At 67.8% G+C, this 20192-nt stretch carries 18 protein-coding genes and 1 pseudogene; 11 read left to right on the top strand and 8 right to left on the bottom strand.

Features of this window, described 5'->3' with window-relative positions:
• Positions 1 to 41: 41 nt before the first annotated feature.
• A complete protein-coding gene (locus AB0M56_RS29580) occupies positions 42 to 1196 on the bottom strand; it encodes a D-alanyl-D-alanine carboxypeptidase family protein (RefSeq protein WP_364181859.1) in 1155 nt (384 codons plus the stop codon).
• A gap of 115 nt (positions 1197 to 1311) precedes the next feature.
• Here AB0M56_RS29580 and AB0M56_RS29575 point away from each other — a divergent pair, with 115 nt between their 5' ends.
• Positions 1312 to 1554, top strand: coding sequence for a hypothetical protein (locus tag AB0M56_RS29575; protein WP_364181696.1), 243 nt, complete (start codon positions 1312 to 1314; stop codon positions 1552 to 1554).
• Between the two features lie 239 nt (positions 1555 to 1793).
• Here the strand turns inward: AB0M56_RS29575 and AB0M56_RS29570 are convergent, their stop codons facing one another.
• From AB0M56_RS29570 to sdhC, 5 genes are all read right to left on the bottom strand, one after another.
• Positions 1794 to 2675 carry a hypothetical protein gene (locus AB0M56_RS29570; protein ID WP_364181693.1) on the bottom strand — a complete coding sequence of 294 codons (882 nt, stop codon included), beginning with the start codon at positions 2673 to 2675 and terminating at the stop codon, positions 1794 to 1796.
• 217 nt (positions 2676 to 2892) lie between these two features.
• Entirely contained in the window at positions 2893 to 3663 is a 771-nt protein-coding gene (locus tag AB0M56_RS29565; RefSeq protein WP_364181691.1) for a succinate dehydrogenase iron-sulfur subunit, read from the bottom strand.
• Positions 3663 to 5417: a succinate dehydrogenase flavoprotein subunit gene (sdhA, locus tag AB0M56_RS29560; RefSeq protein ID WP_364181688.1), complete on the bottom strand. Its 1755-nt coding sequence runs from the start codon at positions 5415 to 5417 to the stop codon at positions 3663 to 3665. The genes AB0M56_RS29565 and sdhA overlap by 1 nt, the downstream gene beginning before the upstream one ends.
• Positions 5418 to 5467: 50 nt before the next feature.
• Positions 5468 to 5884 carry a succinate dehydrogenase hydrophobic membrane anchor subunit gene (locus tag AB0M56_RS29555; protein ID WP_220246220.1) on the bottom strand — a complete coding sequence of 139 codons (417 nt, stop codon included), beginning with the start codon at positions 5882 to 5884 and terminating at the stop codon, positions 5468 to 5470.
• Positions 5885 to 5886: 2 nt separating this feature from the next.
• On the bottom strand, positions 5887 to 6330 hold the full coding sequence (gene sdhC, locus AB0M56_RS29550) for a succinate dehydrogenase, cytochrome b556 subunit (RefSeq protein WP_364181685.1): 444 nt from the start codon (positions 6328 to 6330) through the stop codon (positions 5887 to 5889).
• A gap of 879 nt (positions 6331 to 7209) precedes the next feature.
• On the opposite strand from sdhC, the gene AB0M56_RS29545 reads away from it, so the two are divergent.
• From AB0M56_RS29545 to AB0M56_RS29510, 8 genes and pseudogenes are all read left to right on the top strand, one after another.
• Entirely contained in the window at positions 7210 to 8355 is a 1146-nt protein-coding gene (locus AB0M56_RS29545; protein WP_360597351.1) for a BMP family ABC transporter substrate-binding protein, read from the top strand.
• A 78-nt stretch (positions 8356 to 8433) separates the two neighbouring features.
• Positions 8434 to 9999, top strand: coding sequence for an ABC transporter ATP-binding protein (locus AB0M56_RS29540; protein WP_364181682.1), 1566 nt, complete (start codon positions 8434 to 8436; stop codon positions 9997 to 9999).
• A complete protein-coding gene (locus tag AB0M56_RS29535; protein WP_364181679.1) occupies positions 9999 to 11096 on the top strand; it encodes an ABC transporter permease in 1098 nt (365 codons plus the stop codon). Before AB0M56_RS29540 ends, AB0M56_RS29535 begins: the two co-directional genes overlap by 1 nt.
• A gap of 20 nt (positions 11097 to 11116) precedes the next feature.
• On the top strand, positions 11117 to 12376 hold the full coding sequence (locus AB0M56_RS29530) for an ABC transporter permease (protein ID WP_364181857.1): 1260 nt from the start codon (positions 11117 to 11119) through the stop codon (positions 12374 to 12376).
• Positions 12376 to 12765, top strand: coding sequence for a cytidine deaminase (locus tag AB0M56_RS29525; RefSeq protein WP_364181676.1), 390 nt, complete (start codon positions 12376 to 12378; stop codon positions 12763 to 12765). Before AB0M56_RS29530 ends, AB0M56_RS29525 begins: the two co-directional genes overlap by 1 nt.
• Entirely contained in the window at positions 12762 to 14039 is a 1278-nt protein-coding gene (locus AB0M56_RS29520) for a thymidine phosphorylase (protein WP_364181675.1), read from the top strand. The genes AB0M56_RS29525 and AB0M56_RS29520 overlap by 4 nt, the downstream gene beginning before the upstream one ends.
• A 201-nt stretch (positions 14040 to 14240) precedes the next feature.
• Positions 14241 to 14416, top strand: a pseudogene (locus tag AB0M56_RS29515) (IS256 family transposase); the annotation flags it as partial.
• Positions 14413 to 14802 carry a hypothetical protein gene (locus tag AB0M56_RS29510; RefSeq protein WP_364181672.1) on the top strand — a complete coding sequence of 130 codons (390 nt, stop codon included), beginning with the start codon at positions 14413 to 14415 and terminating at the stop codon, positions 14800 to 14802. The pseudogene AB0M56_RS29515 and the gene AB0M56_RS29510, both read left to right, overlap by 4 nt.
• 73 nt (positions 14803 to 14875) lie before the next feature.
• Here AB0M56_RS29510 and AB0M56_RS29505 read toward each other — a convergent pair whose 3' ends face one another.
• Positions 14876 to 15970 carry a PA containing protein gene (locus tag AB0M56_RS29505; protein WP_364181669.1) on the bottom strand — a complete coding sequence of 365 codons (1095 nt, stop codon included), beginning with the start codon at positions 15968 to 15970 and terminating at the stop codon, positions 14876 to 14878.
• 211 nt (positions 15971 to 16181) lie between these two features.
• On the opposite strand from AB0M56_RS29505, the gene AB0M56_RS29500 reads away from it, so the two are divergent.
• Both AB0M56_RS29500 and AB0M56_RS29495 read left to right on the top strand, forming a co-directional pair.
• Positions 16182 to 17273 carry an adenosine deaminase gene (locus AB0M56_RS29500; RefSeq protein WP_364181666.1) on the top strand — a complete coding sequence of 364 codons (1092 nt, stop codon included), beginning with the start codon at positions 16182 to 16184 and terminating at the stop codon, positions 17271 to 17273.
• A gap of 111 nt (positions 17274 to 17384) precedes the next feature.
• Entirely contained in the window at positions 17385 to 18599 is a 1215-nt protein-coding gene (locus tag AB0M56_RS29495; protein ID WP_364181663.1) for an MFS transporter, read from the top strand.
• A 323-nt stretch (positions 18600 to 18922) separates the two neighbouring features.
• Here the strand turns inward: AB0M56_RS29495 and AB0M56_RS29490 are convergent, their stop codons facing one another.
• Positions 18923 to 20170, bottom strand: coding sequence for a primosomal protein (locus tag AB0M56_RS29490; protein WP_364181661.1), 1248 nt, complete (start codon positions 20168 to 20170; stop codon positions 18923 to 18925).
• Between the last annotated feature and the right edge of the window lie 22 nt (positions 20171 to 20192).

Raw genomic sequence — 20192 nt, 5'->3', positions numbered from 1 at the left:
ACCTGGACCAGCGCATTGTCAGACGCTGGACTAGCCCTGATCTACTGCTGGACCTGCTTCTTGCGCTGGTGGCCGATCACGAACCCGCCGAGGATGATCAGGGCGACCACCAGCGTGAGGATCCAGCCCGTGGTGCCGAACGGATCTTCCGTCGCCGGGGCGGCCGACGAAGCGGCGCCGGCGGCGACGTTCGCCGGGGGAGCGGGCGGCGCCGTGGCCACGAGGGCCTCGTACGCGATGCGCCCGACGGGCTCGGCGTGGTCGGCTTCGAGCGCGAAGCCGTAGTCGAGCAGCTTGCCCGCCTGGTCGACGACCTTCGTGGGCCGCTGCTCCGCGCGCATCATCACCACGGCGAGGCGGCGGCCGTCCTTCTCCGCCGCACCGACGTAGGTGTGGCGGGCGTCGTCGGTGAAGCCCGTCTTGCCGCCGAGGAAGCCGGGGTAGACACCGAGGAGCTTGTTGTCGTTGAAGACCGGAATGGCGGGTTTGCCGCCCGCCGCCGGAATCGTGTACGACTTCGTGGCCACGGCCTGCGCGATCTCCTGCTGCTTCATCGCGTAGTGGAAGATCAGGCTCAGGTCGTAGGCCGAGGTCGACATCCCGGGCCCGTCGAGGCCCGACGGCGTCGCCGCGCGCGTGTCCGTGGCGCCGATGCGCTTGGCCAGCAGGTTCATCTTCGTGGTCGCGATGTCGACCCCGCCGAGCGCGGTCGCGAACGCGTGGGCGACGTCATTGCCCGAGTGCATCAGCAGGCCGTGCAGCAGCTGGTCGACGGTGTAGCTCGCACCCGCCTCGATGCCGACGCAGGTGCACTCCTGCTCGGCGTCCTCCTTCGTGGGCACCACGATCTGGTCGGGCTTCATCTCGCTCATGACGACGAGTGCGAGCAACGTCTTGATCAGCGACGCCGGCCGCTCCCGCGCGTGCGGGTTCTTCGCCGCGATGACGTCGCCGGTGTCGAGGTCCTGCACCACCCACGACGCGGCCGTGTTGCCGTCCGGCGGGTTGAGCGCGCCGTCGGGCAGGATCATCCCGCAGCCGCCCATGCGCAGCCCCCCGACGGGCTCCACGGGCACCGGCAACGGCGGCGGGGCCGGCTGCCCGGGCGCCGGCTTCTCCGACGTGTCCACCGGCGCGGGCGGTGCGGCCTGGTCCTGACAGGGCTGAGCCTGGGCTACCGCTGCCGTCGGGCCGATTCCACCGCCGAACAGCCCAACGGCCACCACTGCGACGAGAACCGGGAGCGACCGGGAGAAAACGCTGTGCACCCACGCAATCTAGCGTCGCGAGCCCGGTTGCATACTCAGGGGCATGCGCATTTCGCGAGGTACTGCGGTCTTCCTGCTGTTGTTCGGCGTGTGGTCCTGGATCATCTGGATCACCTTCGCCAAGAACCTCTGGGCCAGCTCCCAGTCCTGGTCAGCCGATGGTTCCCCCACGGCCTACTTCATCGTGCACGCGGTGCTCACGGTGGTGTCGTTCGTGCTGGGCACGATCATCGGGGTGCTGGGCTGGCGGGCGCTGCGCTCCACCCGATCGAAGGAACGATCTTAGTCCGATTCCTGAGCCGGAGCGGGTGGCTCGGCGTTCGCCGGATACGGCCGTACGCCGGTATGACAGGGGCGCGCGAATGGAGTAGTGTCAGCGCTCACGCGAGCCCTTCCAGCGTTGGCTCGCATTACCCGAATGGAATTCGTATGTCCGGCGGTTCCGAAACGGGTGGCAACTGATCGGTTGTTCCGGTCGCACACCCGAAAAACCCGGAGTCCGCACTCCGGGTTTTTTTATGACCGTCACAAATCAGGTGAGTAGTCGGCGATGAATCCCATGTACTGAGACATCTTCGGATTCGCCGCGGAGAACTCCACGATCACGTCCTTGCCCTGCCGGAGCCGCCGCAGTCCTTGTGCGCCCTGGTTTCGCACGACGAAGGCCGAATCACGCTTGACGTTGCGGAAGATCACCCGGTGCTCGAACTTGCTGATTTCCTTGCGGAACATCACGTCGAACGATTCCGGCTCGGCGCCCGACATCAGATCCACCGAATACCTCGGCCAAATCCATTCCACGGTGACCACGTCGCCTTCCTGAACGATCGTGCCGAGGTGGATGTAGATGTCCAGTTTCGGTTTCCCGTTCGCGGAGGTGGACCAGATCGAAGTCGCGTTGGCGCGGGTCTTCTGGTCGACGTCTTCAGGCCCGGCGTGGAAAGCCTTGTACTGCACCAGTCGACGGGCCCGCTCGGACAGCGGTGTGGTTCCGTAGTACACGAGATTCACGGACAGGTAACGCGGGACGTTGTCGTTCGCCTCGTGGAGCACGAGCACGCGCCGGCAGAACGCGTCGCCGTTGTCCTCAATGGTCACTTCCTGCATCCACTCCTGCACGGCGATCGGCTTGCGCGTGCGCCCGGCGAGCGCGTCGGCGTACCGGTGCAGCAGCTCCTCGCTGTGCTGCGCCTGGGTGCGGAGCTTGTGGGTGCCGGCGAAGGAGATCGCGCTGGCGATCACGAACAACCCGCCCGCGATGCTGGCGAACGTCGTGCGCAACCACTCCATGCCGAGCACCTCGCCGAGCAGGCCGACGCTGCCGAGCATGGCGACCGTCGCCGCGAACACCCGCAAGTAGCCCTGTCGGAACACGAGTTCCTCGACATCGGCGATGAACCGTGCCAAGTGTTGGGAAAGCACCTTACGTAGTTCCGCACCAGCACTCATCTGTTCGTTCCCCGTCGCACGACCGTCCGAGTCATCGGTAACTCGACAGGCTAGTCCAATCACGCACAGTCGCCCTAGCTCCGTTCAGGGGAGTTTTGTCCGTGTCGGCTGCGAATCGGCAACGAAAAGGCCCCCATCCGGCGAACCGGACGGGGGCCTCTCCGCAACGAAATTCTCAGACGCGCTTGAACAAAAGTGCGCGCTTCACTTCCTGAATCGCCTTCGTCACCTGGATCCCACGCGGGCAAGCGTCCGTGCAGTTGAACGTCGTCCGGCAGCGCCACACGCCCTCGGAGTCGTTCAGGATGTCCAGCCGCTCCTCCGCCGCGTCGTCGCGGGAGTCGAAGATGAAGCGGTGCGCGTTGACGATCGCGGCGGGGCCGAAGTACGAGCCGTCGTTCCAGTAGACCGGGCAGGACGACGTGCAGCAGGCGCAGAGGATGCACTTGGTGGTGTCGTCGAAGCGGTCGCGGTCGGCCTGGGACTGGATGCGCTCGCGGGAGGGCTCGTGGCCGTAGTTGATGAGATACGGCTTGACCGACCGGTAGGCCTCGAAGAACGGGTCCATGTCGACGTAGAGGTCCTTCAACGTCGTCAGGCCCTTGATCGGGGCGATGGTGATGACGGTCTTCTTGCCGTCCTTCTCCAGCAGGTCCTTCATGAGCACCTTGCAGGCCAAACGGTTGATGCCGTTGATCTGCATGGCGTCCGAGCCGCACACGCCGTGTGCGCACGACCGGCGGAACGAGAACGTGCCGTCGATGTAGTCCTTGACGTAGAACAGCAGGTTCAGCAGCCGGTCGGTGCGCTGCGCCGGGACGTCGTAGGACTCCCAGTGCGGCTCGGAGTCGACCTCGGGGTTGAAGCGCAGGATCTTCAGCGTGACCGTGACCGGCGTGTGGTCCTGCGCAGCCGCGGGTGCTTCTTCGGTGGTTGCCGCAGTCATCAGTACTTCCGCTCCATCGGCTCGTAACGCGTGAAGGTCACCGGCTTGTAGTCGAGGCGGATGTCCGACGACAGCCCCTCGCCCTGCTTGTAGGCCATGGTGTGGCGCATGAAGTTCGTGTCGTCGCGGTTGGGGTAGTCCTCGCGGGCGTGGCCGCCGCGCGACTCCTTGCGCGCGAGGGCGCCCACGATCAGGACCTCGGCCAGCTCGAGCAGGAAGCCCAGCTCAACGGCCTCGAGCAGGTCGGTGTTGTACCGCTTGCCCTTGTCCGACACGGTGATCCGCGTGTACCGCTCCTTCAGCGCCTGGATGTCGGTCAGCGCCTGCTTGAGCGTGTCCTCGGTGCGGTACACCGAGGCGTGCGAGTCCATCGTCTGCTGCATTTCCTTGCGGATGTCGGCGACGCGCTCGTCACCGTGCTCCGACAGCAGGCCCGACAGCTGCTCCTCGACCAGCTTGGTCGGCAGCTCCGGAAGCTCGACGTGCTCGTGCGCCAGCGCGTACTCCGCGGCCGCGATGCCGGCGCGGCGGCCGAACACGTTGATGTCCAGCAGCGAGTTGGTGCCCAGGCGGTTCGAGCCGTGAACCGACACGCACGCGACCTCGCCGGCCGCGTACAGGCCCGGGATCACGTTCTCGTTGTCGCGCAGCGCTTCGCCGTGGATGTTGGTCGGGATGCCACCCATCACGTAGTGGCAGGTCGGGAACACCGGCACCGGCTCCTTCACCGGGTCGACGCCCAGGTAGGTGCGCGAGAACTCGGTGATGTCCGGCAGCTTGGTCTCGAGGACCTCCACCGGCAGGTGTGTCACGTCGAGGACGACGTAGTCCTTGTTCGGGCCCATGCCGCGGCCCTGCAGCACCTCCTGGACCATCGAGCGCGCGACGATGTCACGCGGCGCGAGGTCCTTGATGGTGGGGGCGTAGCGCTCCATGAACCGCTCGCCCTCGGAGTTGCGCAGGATCCCGCCCTCGCCGCGGACGGCTTCGGAGATCAGGATGCCCAGGCCAGCGAGGCCGGTCGGGTGGAACTGGAAGAACTCCATGTCCTCCAGCGGCAGGCCCTTGCGGAAGATGATGCCGAGGCCGTCGCCGGTGAGGGTGTGCGCGTTCGACGTCGTCTTGAAGATCTTGCCCGCGCCGCCGGTGGCGAACACGATGGACTTGGCCTGGAATACGTGCAGCTCGCCGGTGGCCAGTTCGTAGGCCACGACGCCCGACGCGATCGGGTTGCCGTTCTCGTCCTCGCTGGTCACCAGGTCGAGCACGTAGAACTCGTTGAAGAACTCCGTGCCGTACTTGACGCAGTTTTGGTACAGCGTCTGCAGGATCATGTGGCCGGTGCGGTCCGCGGCGTAGCAGGCGCGGCGCACGGCCGCCTTGCCGTGGTCACGGGTGTGGCCGCCGAAGCGGCGCTGGTCGATCTTGCCCTCGGGCGTGCGGTTGAACGGCAGGCCCATCTTCTCGAGGTCGAGGACCGCGTCGATGGCCTCCTTGGCCATGATCTCCGCGGCGTCCTGGTCGACGAGGTAGTCACCGCCCTTGACGGTGTCGAAGGTGTGCCACTCCCAGTTGTCCTCTTCGACGTTCGCCAGCGCGGCGCACATACCGCCCTGGGCGGCGCCGGTGTGGGACCGCGTGGGGTACAGCTTCGTGAGGACCGCGGTGCGGGCGCGCTGGCCGGCCTCGATGGCCGCGCGCATGCCGGCGCCGCCGGCGCCGACGATCACCACGTCGTACTTGTGGAACTGCATAGGGATTGCTCCGCTTATCAGGAATCGAGCACTGTGTGTGGTGGGTGCGCCTAGCTGGCGGGCATCTCGGGGTCGAACGTGAAGATCACCAGTGTGCCGACGGCCAGGATCAGGACCATCGAGACGTACAGCAGGATCTTCAGCCAGAACCGCGTGGAGTCCTTGCGGGCGTAGTCGTCGATGATCGTGCGCAGGCCGTTGCCGCCGTGGATCTCGGCGAGCCACAGCATCGCGAGGTCCCAGAACTGCCAGAACGGCGAAGCCCAGCGGCCGGCGACGAAGCCCCAGTTGATGCGGTGCACACCGCCGTCGAGGATGTTCATGATCAGCAGGTGGCCCAGCACCAGGATGATCAGCGCGAGGCCCGAGATGCGCATGAACAGCCAGCTGTAGAGCTCGAAGTTGCTGCGGCGGGCCGCCGGGCGCTTCGGGGTGCGCGGCGATTCGATGACGAGCGAGTCGGCCATGGTCAGTTACCCCCGAAGAGCGTCTCGACCGTGCGCTTCAGCATGAAGAACGCACCGGGAATCATCACGACGACCCACACGACACCGATCACCCACAGCATCGTCTTCTGGAACTTCGGGCCCTTGGACCAGAAGTCGACCAGCATGACGCGGACGCCGTTGAGGGCGTGGAAGAGGACCGCGCCGACCAGACCGACCTCGAGCAGGTTCACGAGCGGCGTCTTGTACGTCTCGATCACCTGGTCGTAGGTGTTCGGCGACACGCGGACGAGCGCGGTGTCGAGCACGTGCACGAACAGGAAGAAGAATGTCAGCACGCCGGTGATGCGGTGCAGCACCCAGGACCACATGCCGGGGTCGCCCCGGTAGAAGGTCCCCTGCCGGCGTGAGGCACCCGCCCGATCGCTCGCTCCTGCCTCGGTGGCAGTGCTCGCCGTGGTGGACATCGGTGAACGGCCTCCAACGTCATCTGTTGTGCCCGGCTGACCGGTGAGGTCCGCACCCGCTTCCGCGTCGGTCCACTGGGGACAACGCCGGCAGCGGTGCCGAGATCTAGGGCCATCGAGCGTGGATGAAAGGGATGCTAGACCCGCCATCTGGACCCGGCTCACCTCCGGGTTCGTCTCTGTGATGGACCAGACACCCGGAGCGTCCCGCACCACTCGGACGTGTGGCGCCGGCCACGCGGCGCGGGCGGTCCAGGGCGAATCCGACCTGGAGCTCCCGGCCCGGTCGATTCGATTCAGCAGGCCGGTACCGCTTGCGGCGGCGAGTGAAAAACCAGCCGGGCCCGAACGGTTTTCGTGATGTCCGCAACGCCCGTTCGGCCGGGCCCTCCACCGGGGTGGACGAAGATCGTCGGGACGGGTTCCGGAGTGCTGTTCCACAACCGCCCCGCTCCTCGACCGAGGGACGGAGCGGGGCGGCGCAAATGGTCTGGATCTCGTGCATTGCGATCCCGGACGAGTAGGTCCCGACGTCGCTGCCGGTTCAGAGATATCCAAGCCTGCCGACCCTGTCCTTGAGTTGGCAGGCCGACCATGTGAGTGATCGGTCCATGGCAGCCGTCTGTCGGGCCCAGGAGGCCCTCGGATGACTCCTGGTGAGTACCCGCCTGATCCGGTTGATCACCGTAAGTACACGATCGGTCGCGAATCAGACCGCTGAGTAAACGTTTGTGTTACGTAGCGTGCCTTTCCTATGGCGGTTGTCTGGCAGTTGGGTACGGTCTGGCGGTTGAACTCGGCACCGAAGGAGACACCGGAGCCGGGTCGCTTCCACTTAGTCCGCTGGATCAGCGGGGAGGGAGACACACGTTGCGTCGCATGCGTGGAACCGCGCTGGCCGCCGCGACCATGGCCGGGGTCCTCACCTTGGCAGGGTGCGCGAAGGACACCGGCGGGGGCAGCAGCAACAACACCGCCGCGGCCGGCAGCTCGGGCTCGAGCTGCGTCACCGCGCCGAAGCCGCCCGCGGCTCCGGCAGCAGCCACGACCAGCAGCTCGTCCGGCGAGAAGGTGGACGGCAGCAAGCTCAAGGTCGGCCTGGCGTTCGACATCGGCGGCCGGGGTGACGCCTCCTTCAACGACGCGGCCGCGGCCGGCGTCGACAAGGCGAAGTCCGAGCTCGGCATCACGACCGTCAGCGAGAGCACGGCCAGCCCGAGCGAGAGCGAGTCGGCCAAGCAGCAGCGGCTCGAGCAGATGGCGTCGCAGGGCCTGAACCCGATCATCGCGGTCGGTTTCGCCTACGCGCCGTCGGTCGCCGCAGTCGCGCCGAAGCACCCGAACACCCGGTTCGCGATCGTCGACGACGACACCATCAAGCTCCCCAACGTGACGCCGCTGGTGTTCGCCGAGGAGCAGGGCTCGTTCCTGGCCGGCGTCGCCGCCGTCTACAAGAGCAAGAACTGCCACATCGGCTTCGTCGGTGGCGTGAACACGCCGCTGATCCAGAAGTTCGAGGCCGGCTACCTGCAGGGTGCGCGGGCCGCGTCGAACAAGGTCAAGATCGAGGACGAGTACCTGACGCCGGCCGGTGACTTCTCCGGTTTCCAGGACCCGGCCAAGGGCAACGTCAAGGCCGCCGCCGAGATCAACAACGGCGCGGACGTGATCTACCACGCCGCCGGTGCCTCCGGTAAAGGTGTGTTCGACGCCGCCAAGACGTCGGGCAAGGCGTTGGCCATCGGTGTCGACTCCGACCAGTACAACCAGGCCACAGTCGCCGCGGACAAGGACATCATCCTCACCTCGATGATGAAGCGGGTGGACGTCGCGGTGTTCGACTTCCTGCAGGCCGACGCGAAGGGCGACCTGAGCGTGCTGCCGCAACGCTTCGATCTGAAGGTCGACGGCGTCGGCTACGCCACCTCCGGCGGCAAGGTCGACGACATCAAGGACGTGCTGGACGGGTACAAGGCCCAGATCATCTCGGGCGCCATCCAGGTTTCGGACAAGCCGACCAAGTAGGACCCGCCACGTGCCAGGGCTCGGAAGGATCTTCCTTCCGAGCCCTCACGCGTTTCGACAGAACTGGATGCCCCAGCGATGAGCACTGCCGAGGCCGAAGCCGTCCCCGACCGGGGCACGACGGCCGTCCAGCTGACCGGGATCACCAAGCGCTTCCCGGGTGTGGTCGCCAACTCCGACGTCAACCTCTCCGTGGCCGCGGGCGAGGTGCACGCCCTCTGCGGCGAGAACGGCGCGGGCAAGTCGACCCTGATGAAGATCCTCTACGGGATGCAGCAGCCCGACGAGGGAACCATCGCCATCAACGGCACCGAGGTGAAGCTGCGCAACCCGCAGGACGCCATCCAGGCCGGGATCGGCATGGTGCACCAGCACTTCATGCTCGCCGACAACTTCACCGTCTCCGAGAACGTGTTTCTCGGAGCCGAGGCCCTGCACGGCATCGGCGGTGCGGCGCGCGCCCGGCTCAAGAAGCTCTCGGAGCAGACGGGCCTGCGCGCCAAGCCGGACGCGTTGCTGGAGGAGCTCGGCGTGGCCGACCGCCAGCGCGTCGAGATCGTGAAAGTCCTCTACCGCGGCGCGAAGATCATCATTCTCGACGAGCCCACCGCGGTGCTCGTGCCGCAGGAGGTCGACGCGCTGTTCAGCACGGTCCGCGAGATGCAGGCCGACGGCTACACCTTCCTCTTCATCTCCCACAAGCTCGACGAGGTGCGGGCCATCGCCGACACCGTGACGGTGATCCGGCGCGGCACCACCGTCGGCACGGCCGACCCGAAGACCATCACCAGCCGTCAGCTGGCGGAGATGATGGTCGGTTCGGAGCTGCCCAGCCCCGAGACACGCGAGTCGACGGTGACCGACCGCGACGTGCTGCGGTTGAAGGACTTGAGCCTCACGGCCGAGAACTCCGAGCTGAAGCTGCTCGACGACATCGCGTTCACGGTGCACGCGGGTGAGGTGCTCGGCATCGCGGGCGTCGAGGGCAACGGCCAGACCGAGCTCGTCGAGACCATCATGGGCATGCGCAAGGCCAGCGGCGGGCACATCGAGCTCGCCGAGGCCGACGGCAAGACCCACGACCTGGTGAAGCTGGGCACGCTCGCGCGGCGAGAGGCCGGCATCGGCTACATCGCTGAAGACCGCACGCGCCACAGCCTGCTGCTCACGCAACCGTTGTGGGCCAACCGGATCCTCGGCTACCAGACGCGCAAACCCGTCTCGAGTGGACAGTTGCTCGACATCGCCGGCGCGCGCCGCGACACCGAGCGCATCGTGCGCGAGTACGACGTGCGCACGCCGGGCATCGACGTGCCGGCCGCCGCGCTCTCGGGCGGCAACCAGCAGAAGCTGATCGTCGGACGCGAGCTGTCGGGCAACCCCGTGCTGCTCATCGCTTCGCACCCGACGCGCGGGGTCGACGTCGGTGCGCAGGCCATGATCTGGGAGCAGATCCGGCAGGCGCGCGCCGACGGCCTGGCGGTGCTGCTGATCTCCGCCGACCTCGACGAGCTGATCGGGCTCTCCGACACGATCCGCGTGATGCTGCGCGGGCGCCTGGTGAGCGAGGCGAACCCCGCCACGGTGACCCCGCAGGAACTCGGTTCCGCCATGACCGGTGCCGAAGAAGGTGAAGAAGCGTAATGACTTCGTGGCGCACGCGGCTGCTGCCGCCCCTGCTCGCGATCGTGTTCGCCGTGCTGCTCACGGCGATCGCGCTCGTCATCTCCGGCGCCAACCCGCTGGAGGCGTACGGGACCATGGTGGGGCAGCTCTTCAAGGGCTCCACCGCCGTGGACACGGTGAACCTCGCGACGGTGTACTACCTGTCCGGGCTCGCGGTGGCCATCGGCTTCCAGATGAACCTGTTCAACATCGGTGTCGAGGGCCAGTACCGGTTCGCGGCCGTGGTCGCCGCGATCATCGGCGGCGCGCTGCAGCTGCCGCCGGTCCTCCACACCATCGTGATCCTGATCGTCGCGGTCGCGTCGGGCGCGCTGTACGCGCTGGTCCCCGCCGTGCTGAAGGTGACCCGCGGCGTCAGTGAGGTCATCTCGACGATCATGCTGAACTCGATCGTCGCCGGCATCATCGCGTTCCTCGTCAACGCCGACCAGTTCGGCGTGCAGTCGGGCAACAACATCGGCACGCGCACGATCGCGCCGTCGGGCCGGATCCCGGGCATCCCCCTCGGCTCGGGCGTGCTGTTCGGGTTCTTCTTCATCGCCATCGTGATCGGCATCGCCTACTGGTTCATGCTCAACCGCACGCGGTTCGGTTTCGAGCTCAAGGCGAGTGGTGAGTCGTCGACGGCGGCGGCGGCCGGTGGCGTGAGCGCGAAGCGGATGACGCTGATCGCGATGCTGCTCTCGGGCGCGGTGGCGGGTCTCGTCGCCATGCCGGAGCTGCTCGGCCGCGACTACAGCTACGGCATCACGGCCACGCAGATGTACGGCTTCACCGGCATCGCCGTGGCGCTGCTGGGCCGCAACCACCCCGGCGGCATCGCGTTCGGCGCGCTGCTGTGGGCGTTCCTCGACACCTCGGCGGTGTCGCTGGAGCAGATCAACGTGTCCAAGGAGATCGCGACGATCATGCAGGGCATCATCGTGCTGTCGGTCGTCGTCGCGTACGAGATCGTGCGCCGCGCCGACCTCGCGGCCGAACAACGCAGGGTGGGCCGGGCGCTCGCCCGCAACGGGCGCAAGGGTGCCTCCGTCGCGGAAGGCGGTGCGGTGTGAGCCAGGTGACGGAGTTCCCCATGCCGGAGCCGGCCTCCGGGATGCCGGAGCCGGTGGTGGAACGGCGGCGCCGGCTCCCGGGCTGGCTGCGTGGTGTGATCTGGGCCGTCGTGGCGATCGGCGTGATGTCCACGGCGTCGTACTCGACGGGCGTTTCGGCGTTGACGTCGAGCAACACGACGTCGACGGCGCTGCGGCTCGCGCTGCCGATCCTGCTGTGTGCGCTCGGCGGCCTGTGGTCGGAGCGCGCGGGCGTGGTCAACATCGGCCTCGAGGGCATGATGATCCTCGGCACGTTCGGCGCGGCCTGGGGCGCGTACTACGGCGGCGTGTGGGTCGGCCTGATCTCGGCCATCGCGTTCGGCGCCCTCGGCGGCCTGCTGCACGCGGTCGCGACGGTGACCTTCAACGTCAACCACATCGTCTCCGGTGTGGCGATCAACTTGTTGGGGTTGGGCGTCGCGAAATACCTGGCGAACCTGATCTTCGAGCCGATTTCGGGCAACCCACGGCAGTCGCCGCCGGTGCCGAAGTTCGACACGTACTCGGCGACGGGCCTGTCCGATTGGCTGGGCACGCTGGAGAACGGGCAGCGTGTGGTGATCTCCGACGTCGCCGGCGTGCTGCGCGGCCTGATCACCGGCATCGCGCCGCTGACGATGATCGCGATCGTGCTGGTGCCGGTGAGTTACTGGATCCTCTGGCACACGCGCTTCGGCCTTCGCCTGCGTTCGTGCGGTGAGAACCCGGTGGCCGCGGAGTCGCTGGGTGTCAACGTGTACCGCTACAAGTACCTCGGCGTGCTGATCTCCGGCGGTTTCGCCGGCATGGGTGGCGCTTCCCTGGTGCTGCTCAAGGGCGGCGCGGACTACCTCGAGAACCAGACCAACGGCCGCGGGTACATCGGCCTGGCGGCGATGATCTTCGGCAACTGGCGGCCGGGCGGCCTGCTCGGCGGTGCGGCGCTGTTCGGGTACGCGGACGGCCTGCAGCTCGCCGGCGGTGGCGAGGCGGTGCTCGCGCTGCTGTACGGCGCGGTGATCCTGCTGGCGATCATCGTGGTGGTGCAGCTGATCCGGAAGCGCTGGCTGGCGGCCGCGCTCGGCGTGATCGCCGCCGGGGCGCTGTATGCGATCTACTGGACCAACGACACGCTGCCGAGCGACCTGATCCCGTACACGGCGCACTTCGTGACGCTGATCGTGCTGGCGGTGGCGTCGCAACGGCTTCGTCCACCGAAGGCTGATGGTGCGCCTTATCGGCGAGGGGAGGGGGACTGATGACCTCGTTCGATTGGGAAGCCCTGCGCGTGGCGGCGGTCACAGCTGCTGCTTCGGCGTACGCGCCCTACTCCGGCCTGCACGTCGGCGTCGCGGGCATCGTCGACGACGGCCGGATGGTGACGGGCTGCAACGTCGAGAACGCCTCGTACGGCTTGGGTCTGTGCGCAGAATGCACGATGGCAGGCCAGCTGCGCTTGTCAGGCGGGGGCCGGCTGGTGGCCGTCGCCTGCCGCAGCGGCGCCGGTGAGCTGCTCATGCCGTGCGGGCGGTGCCGGCAGATCCTGTTCGAGCTGGGCGGGTCGTCGTGTTTGGTCGACACTCCACGCGGGGTCCTGCCGATGTCCGACGTCTTGCCCGACGCCTTCGGGCCCGAGGACCTCCCGTGACTTTCGCGGCCGTGGACATCATCCGCGCGAAACGCGACGGTCTCGTTCTTTCGGATGCGCAGATCGACTGGGTCGTGGACGCCTACACCCACGGCGTGGTCGCCGAGGAACAGATGGCCGCCCTGGCGATGGCCATCTTCCTGCGCGGGATGACCTCGGCCGAGATCTCCCGCTGGACCGCGGCGATGATCGCTTCGGGCTCACGCCTGAGGCTGTCCGTTTCCCGGCCGACCGTGGACAAACACTCGACGGGCGGCGTCGGCGACAAGATCACCCTGCCACTGGCGCCCCTCGTCGCGGCCTGCGGCGCCGCCGTGCCCCAGCTCTCCGGCCGCGGCCTCGGCCACACCGGCGGCACGCTCGACAAACTGGAGTCCATCGCGGGTTGGCGGGCGGCGCTGTCATTTTCCGAGATCACCGACCAGCTGTCTTCGGTGGGCGCGGTCGTCTGCGCGGCCACCGAGGGCTTGGCGCCGGCGGACAAGAAGCTGTACGCGCTGCGGGACGTCACTTCGACGGTCGAGTCCGTGCCGCTGATCGCTTCGTCGATCATGTCGAAGAAGATCGCCGAGGGGGCATCGGGCCTGGTCCTGGACGTGAAGGCGGGTACGGGCGCCTTCATGAAGGACGTTGCTTCGGCTCGCGCCCTGGCTTCCACGCTGGTCTCGATCGGCGCTGATCACGGTGTTCCCACGACGGCGCTGATCACGGACATGAACGTGCCGCTGGGCCGCGCGGTGGGCAACGCCGTGGAGGTCGCCGAGGCGGTCGCCGTCCTGCAGGGCGGTGGGCCTTCGGACGTGGTCTCGCTGACCGTGGCGCTGGCTCGCGAGATGCTCGCGCTGGCCGGACTGTCCTCAGTGGATCCGGCGGCGGTGCTCGCTTCGGGCGAGGCGTACGAGACGTGGTGCCGGATGATCGCTGCTCAGGGCGGTGATCCTTCGGCTCCGCTGCCTCAGCCTTCTTGTGTGCACGTGGTTCCCGCGCCTTCTTCGGGGGTGCTGGCTTCGCTGGACGCTTACGCCGTTGGTGTGGCTGCTTGGCGCCTGGGTGCCGGGCGGGCTCGGAAGGAAGACCCGGTGCAGGCCGCGGCTGGGGTGTTGTGTCTCGCGAAGCCTGGTGATCAGGTGGTGGCGGGGGAGCCGCTGCTGGAGCTGCACACCGATACGCCTTCAGCGGTGGCCGGCGCTCTGGAGGCGTTGGACGGCGCGTTCACGGTGTCGTCGGCTGCTCCGGTGCCGGGACCGATAGTTTTGGAGACGATCCGGTCCTGACGCCTTGGGAGCGGTGGGTTTTTGCTGGTCGCCTGGGTTTTCGGCGATTGCTTGGGCTTGCGGTCTTGGATGGATGTGGGGACGCCCCCTTGGGAGGGTGGGGGCTTGCCTCCCGGCCGGAGGGGGTTTGGCCCGCTGGAAAGCAGACGCGGGGACGCGGCTGTCGCGCGCCGTCAGTGGCGGTGTGCCACCGCGTCGAGCACGCCAGGACCAGGCTCCCGCGAGGCAGGGTTGGCATGGCGTTCACACTGATCGAGTCCGTCCAGGGCTGTCGTCGGGCAGTGAATGCACCGCAGCTCGTCGTTCTTGCCTGCGCGGGTGCCCAGTTCGACAACGGCCGGCTCGTCGCACGGCGGGGAGAGGCGGTGCCCACGTGAGCACTCCAGCCGACCCGACCGGCAGCACACGTCAGTGGCCCACGGACACGTTGACCGCGCTGCGACTCGGCCAGCGACTGGTCGCCGAGCTGCCGGTCTCCCAACCCGGTCGGCGGGCGTTCCTCGACATCACCCCGCGCATGACCACGGCGGACATCGAAGCCCTCAACCAAGGTTGGAAACGAGCCGACCACGCCCGCACCTTCACACTCCAGCACTGGGACTACGCCGCTGACCGTCTCGACGGCTTCGGCTACGACGTCGGAGCGATCCTGGTCAAGGCCTCGACCGTCGCCGGTGAGCTGGATTTGACCGCCACCCTCGAAGCGTGGCACTTGCATCCCGACCAGTTCGGCTATCCCTGGCGAACCGACGACCCGCAGTAGCCAACGTCGGCAAAGTGGTCCAGACGAAAAAAGCCCCCGCCGAAACGGGGGCTTTCTTCAAGAGGACTGAACCTCACTCACCAGCAGCATCTTCGGGCTCAGACCCGTTCTTCGCCTTCGGGTCCACCGCCTTCGGGGACCGTCCGTTGCGCGAGCTGCGCCGCGGCTGACGCGGCGCCGGAGCCGGCGGGGCGATCTGCTGCACGGCCGGCCCACCACCGAGCATCAGCTCGGCGAAGGTGGCCATGGCCTCGTCCAGCTGGCCACCGATCCGTCGCACGGACTCGTCGTTCGAGCGGCGCACCAGGGAGTCGACGGAGTCGGTGTCGGGCTGCTTGGCGAGCGTGCCCTCGACCTTGGAGAGGCCGGACTTGATGGAGCCGTCCAGGTCGCCCAGCTGGGAGACGAAGCCGTCTTCGACCTTGTCCAGGCGGTTGCCCAGGTCGTCGAGGCGCTGGGTGACCGTGTCGAGGCGGTTGACCAGACCTTCGAGGCGCTCGGAGGCGTCGACCATTTCGCCGGTCTCCGTGATGGCGGTGCGCAGCGCGTCGGCGGTGCTGTCGAAGCGCTCGCGAGTGGCGCGGTCGAGCTCGTCGACGCGGGTGCGCAGCTCGTGGTCGGCCGTCTCGATGCGTTCGCGCAGGGTGGCCTCCGCGAGCTCGATGCGCTCGCGCACTGGGGCCTGCGTGGTCTGCGGGATCGAGTCGAGCTTGGCGTCCTGCTTGTCCAGGTGGCCGCCCAGCTCGTCGAGCCGGCGGTGAATGTTCTGCAGCTTGTCCTCGAGCCCGTCCATCCGGCCCGCGACGCCCTCGAAGCGCGCGGCGACGCCGTCGAGCCGGCCGTCGAGCTGCGCGAACGGCTTGGCCAGCTTGTCGACGATGCTCTCGACCGCGTGGGTGATCGCGGCGATCGCGTTGTCCTGGGCCTCCAGCCGCGTCATGGCCTCGTCGAGGCGCTCCGCGATCACGCCGACCTCGGTGCGGTCGGGCATCTCGGACAGCCGCTTGCGAACGGCGCCCAGCGAGTCGACCGGGGCGAGCCGGGCGTAGATGTCGTCCAGCGCGTCGAAGATCTGCTGCTGTTCGCTCTCGCGCACTTCGGCCGCGCGCACCAGCATGTTGCGCATCCGGTCGAAGGACGGAGCGGCAATGTGGTTGTCAGTGGTCACTGCTGTGTCCTTCGTCGGCGGGGAAATGGAAGGGACGTGGCACGAAGCTTATCCAGTGAAAAATTGCTGTGCGTATGGGCCCCGCTAAGACGGGATAACGCTGGCGTTACCCGGATGGCCGATTCCTTCCTTGATCGTCAAAGCTGAGGGTTGCCTCGACGCTGAGAGTTACCGCCATGTAGGGGAATGACAACGAGACTACCGTTGGTGCATGTCAGACGTAACCCCGCTCGACGCAGCGACCCTGCTCCGAGCCCCCAAGGTCCTGCTGCACGACCACCTGGACGGCGGCCTTCGCCCGGCCACCGTCGTCGAGCTCGCCGAAGCGACGGGCTACGACGCTCTGCCGACCACCGACGTCGCGGCCCTCGGCCGCTGGTTCCGCGAAGCCGCCGACTCCGGCTCGCTCGTGTCCTACCTGGAGACGTTCGCCCACACCTGCGGCGTGATGCAGACCGAGGAAGCGCTGGTCAGGGTTGCGGCCGAGGCTGTGGAAGACCTCGCGGCCGACGGCGTGGTCTACGCCGAGCTGCGCTACGCGCCCGAACTGTTCGTCGAACGCGGCCTGTCACTCGATGCGGTGGTCGAGGCGGTCCAGACCGGTCTCGACGAGGGAACACAGCGCGTGGCCGCCGCGGGCGGTGCGATCAAGGTCCGCACGTTGCTCTGCGCGATGCGTCAGCACGCCCGCGCCCTCGAGATCGCCGAGCTGGCGGTGCGCCACCGCGACGGCGGCGTGGCGGGCTTCGACATCGCCGGCCCCGAGGACGGCTTTCCGCCGACCCGAAATCTCGACGCATTTGAATATCTGCGTCAGAACAACGCGCATTTCACGATTCACGCGGGCGAGGCATTCGGCTTGCCGTCCATTTGGGAGGCCATCCAGTATTGCGGCGCCGAACGGCTCGGCCACGGTGTCCGGATAGTCGAGGACATCAAGACCGATTCGGACGGAACGGTCCACCTTGGACGGTTGGCGAGCTACGTTCGGGACCGCCGCATACCCCTGGAGATCTGCCCGACGTCGAACGTGCAGACGGGCACCGTCGCGTCGTTCGCCGAGCACCCGATCGCCCAGCTCGCCCGGCTGCACTTCCGGGTCACGGTGAACACCGACAACCGGCTGATGAGCGGATGCACGATGACCAGTGAATTCACCGCTCTGGCGACCACGTTCGGGTTCGGTCTTGATGATCTTCGCTGGTTCACGATCAATGCCATGAAATCCGCGTTCCTCGATTTCGATGCCCGGTTGTCGCTGATCAACGACGTGATCAAGCCCGGGTACGCCGCTCTGGCCTGACTCCCGACGCTTCCGGACGTGACCGCCTCCTTGGCGGTTGCGTTCGTTAGCATACCCAACTAAAGTTCAGAATGTAGGAACTAAATCTCAATATATGAGACGGTGGGAAAGATGTCGCAGGTCGCGGCCGGTGAGTCGATACGCGAAAAGCCCAGTTCTCGACGGTGGCTCATTCTCGCGCTCGGCCTCGCCGCGCAGACCGCGAGCTGTTCCTTCCTTTACGGGCTGCCCTTTTTGATCCCCGCGATGCGCGCCGCCGACGACCTGACGCTCGCCGAGGCCGGCACCGTCGTCGCCGCGCCGAGCATCGGCCTGCTGCTCACCCTGATCGTGTGGGGCGCGGCTGCGGACCGTTACGGAGAGCGCCTGATCATGGCCCTCGGACTGGGCGGTTCGGGGTTACTCCTGGTGTACGCCGCACTGTGGCATCACCCGGTCGGGCTGCTCTTCGGCGTGTTCCTTGTTGCCGGAGCGTGCACGGCTTCGGTCAACGCGGCGAGCGGCCGCGTCGTGATGGGCTGGTTCTCGAAGTCCGAACGCGGCATGGCGATGGGCATCCGGCAGACGGCGCAGCCGCTGGGTGTCGGCGTGGCCGCGCTGGGCCTGCCGCCGCTGGCCGCGCGCTGGGGGTTCCAGGCCGCGATGCTGCTGCCGGCCGTGCTCGGGATCGTGGTCGCGCTGCTGGTCGCGCTGTTCGTGGCCGACCCGCCGCGGCCGCCGCGCCCCGCTGCCGGCGCTTCGAAGCCGCCTTCGCCATACCGCAAGCCGTGGCTGTGGCGTGTGCACGGCGCGAGCGCGCTGCTGGTCGTGCCTCAGTTCACGGTGTCGGCGTTCGCGCCGGTCTACCTCGTGTCGCAGCAGCACTGGAGCCCGTCGGGCGCCGGCGTGTTCCTCGCGGTGGCCCAGGTGCTCGGCGCGGCGGGCCGGCTGGGATCGGGCTACTGGTCCGACCGCGTCGGCAGCCGCCTTCGCCCGATGCGCCAGCTCGCGGTGGCCGGCGTGGTCGTAATGCTGCTCGTGGCCCTCGGCGACGTGACGTGGCTGTGGCTCGTGCTGATCGCCCTCGTCCTCGCCGCGATCATCACGGTCGCCGACAACGGCCTCGGCTTCACCGCCTCCGCCGAGCTCGCCGGCGTCGCCTGGTCCGGCCGCGCGATGGCCACCCAGAACACCGCGCAGAACATCGCCGGGGCCCTCACGCCGCCCCTGCTCGGCCTCGTCATCGGTGACAGCCGCTACGCGCTGGCGTTCTGCCTCGTCGCGATCTTCCCCGCGCTGGCCATCGCCGTGGTCCCGGTCCGCGCGGAAGCTGAGATGGCCCACTGACCGGGACGCGGTCCGAAGTCGAGAGCACTCTCGACTTCGGGGCGACAACGCCGAGCGAAGGGACCGCTGATGCCCACACCGCAACGCACCCGTGGCTTGACGCCCTCGCTGTCCTTCGGCGGACCGATGAGCGGGACGAGCCCGGCACACCTTGTGGTTGGGGACCGCTGGTTGCCCACACAGTGGCCGGGTTGTGGACAGCTCAGCCCGCCCTCGCCCCTCAGGAGGCCGGGATTGTCTGCCGGGGTCTGCCCGAGGCCCACAACGAAGAAGGCCACCCACCGGGAATCCCCAGCGGATGGCCTTCCTCAAACCAAAGAGGTTCAGACCACCGTCAGGCGGTTCTCGAACGACTCCACCAGCTTGCGCCACGCGCTCTGCTCGGTGTCGAACGGCGCGCTCGGCTCCAGGCGCGTCGGGTCGGGGCGCAGGACGAACGAGACCAGCCAGCCGAGGCTTTCGTTCTGCGACAGCGCCGTCTCGACGGAGTCGTCCTCGGCCCAGTCGGCGGCGTCGGTGATGAGCTCGACCGCCAGCTCCAGCTGGTTGGGGTCGATGGACTCGACGCCCTCGGCGATGTCGTCGTCGAGGCCGGTGAGCACGTAGGTGTTCTCGGCGTCGATGTCGATCTCGAGGTCGTCCGCCGCCGCCTTCGTGAGCACGTCGTCCCAAGTGGACACGTCGGCGAGGTCGGTGTCGGCCACGTCCTTGCCGTCCTTGAGGGCGGCGAGCAGGGCCTTCTCGGAGGAGAAGACGTCGATCTCGCCCTCGCTGCCGAGGAAGATCGGCTTGTCGTCGAGGTAGCAGCGCAGCGTGTAGTACTCGGCGCCGGCCGTGACGATCTTGATCGGGTCGATGCCGACCTCACCCCAGAAGCCGACCGGCTCGTCGTCCTCCTCCTCGTCGGAGTCGGGCGCGTCCACGGCTTCGAGGTCCTCCGGCTGCGCGACCTCGGCCTCGGCCGACTCCTCGTGGAACGCCGCCAGCTCCTCGGCGGTCTGCTCCAGCACGGCGGCGTCGACCTCGGGCACGGTCACGAGGTTGTCGATCGCGTCGAGCACGATGTCCCACTTCTCGGACACGGCCTTCGACAGGTCGTTCCACAGGGCCTCGCCCTCGCGGCCGGTGAACGGCAGCCGGCCCTGCTCCAAGAGCGAGAAGCCCTCATACGCGTCGAGGACCTCGTGCACCTCTTCGAGCTCGCAGACGTCGGCGAGCGAGCGGACGATGCCGACGATCTCCGCGAGCTCCGCGATCGTCCACGAGTCGGGCTCCTCGGCGACCAGCTCGGGCACGCCGACGAGGTCGTAGGAGTGGTCGTCGTCCGGGATCAGCTCGGGCACGTTGAGTGCCGGCACCGCGTCCCACGCCGGGTGGTCGAGCAGGTCGTGCTGGTCGGACGTGCGCACGAAGGCGGCCAGGTGAGCGGCGTCCGGGAAGGCGTACAGGTCGTCCTCGTCGCCGAGGAACGCTTCCCACTCCTCGCCGTCCTCCCGCCACCGCGGAGCCCACAGGGTGACGACGTCGCCCTGCGGCAGCCCGAGCTCGATCGGGATGATGTCCTGTGCCATGCCTGAACCCTCCGGAGTAACG

Source organism: Amycolatopsis sp. NPDC051372 (assembly GCF_040682095.1).
Lineage (GTDB): Bacteria > Actinomycetota > Actinomycetes > Mycobacteriales > Pseudonocardiaceae > Amycolatopsis.
Note: the sequence above shows the minus strand (reverse complement) of the source record. Positions and strands in the feature narration are given on the sequence as shown.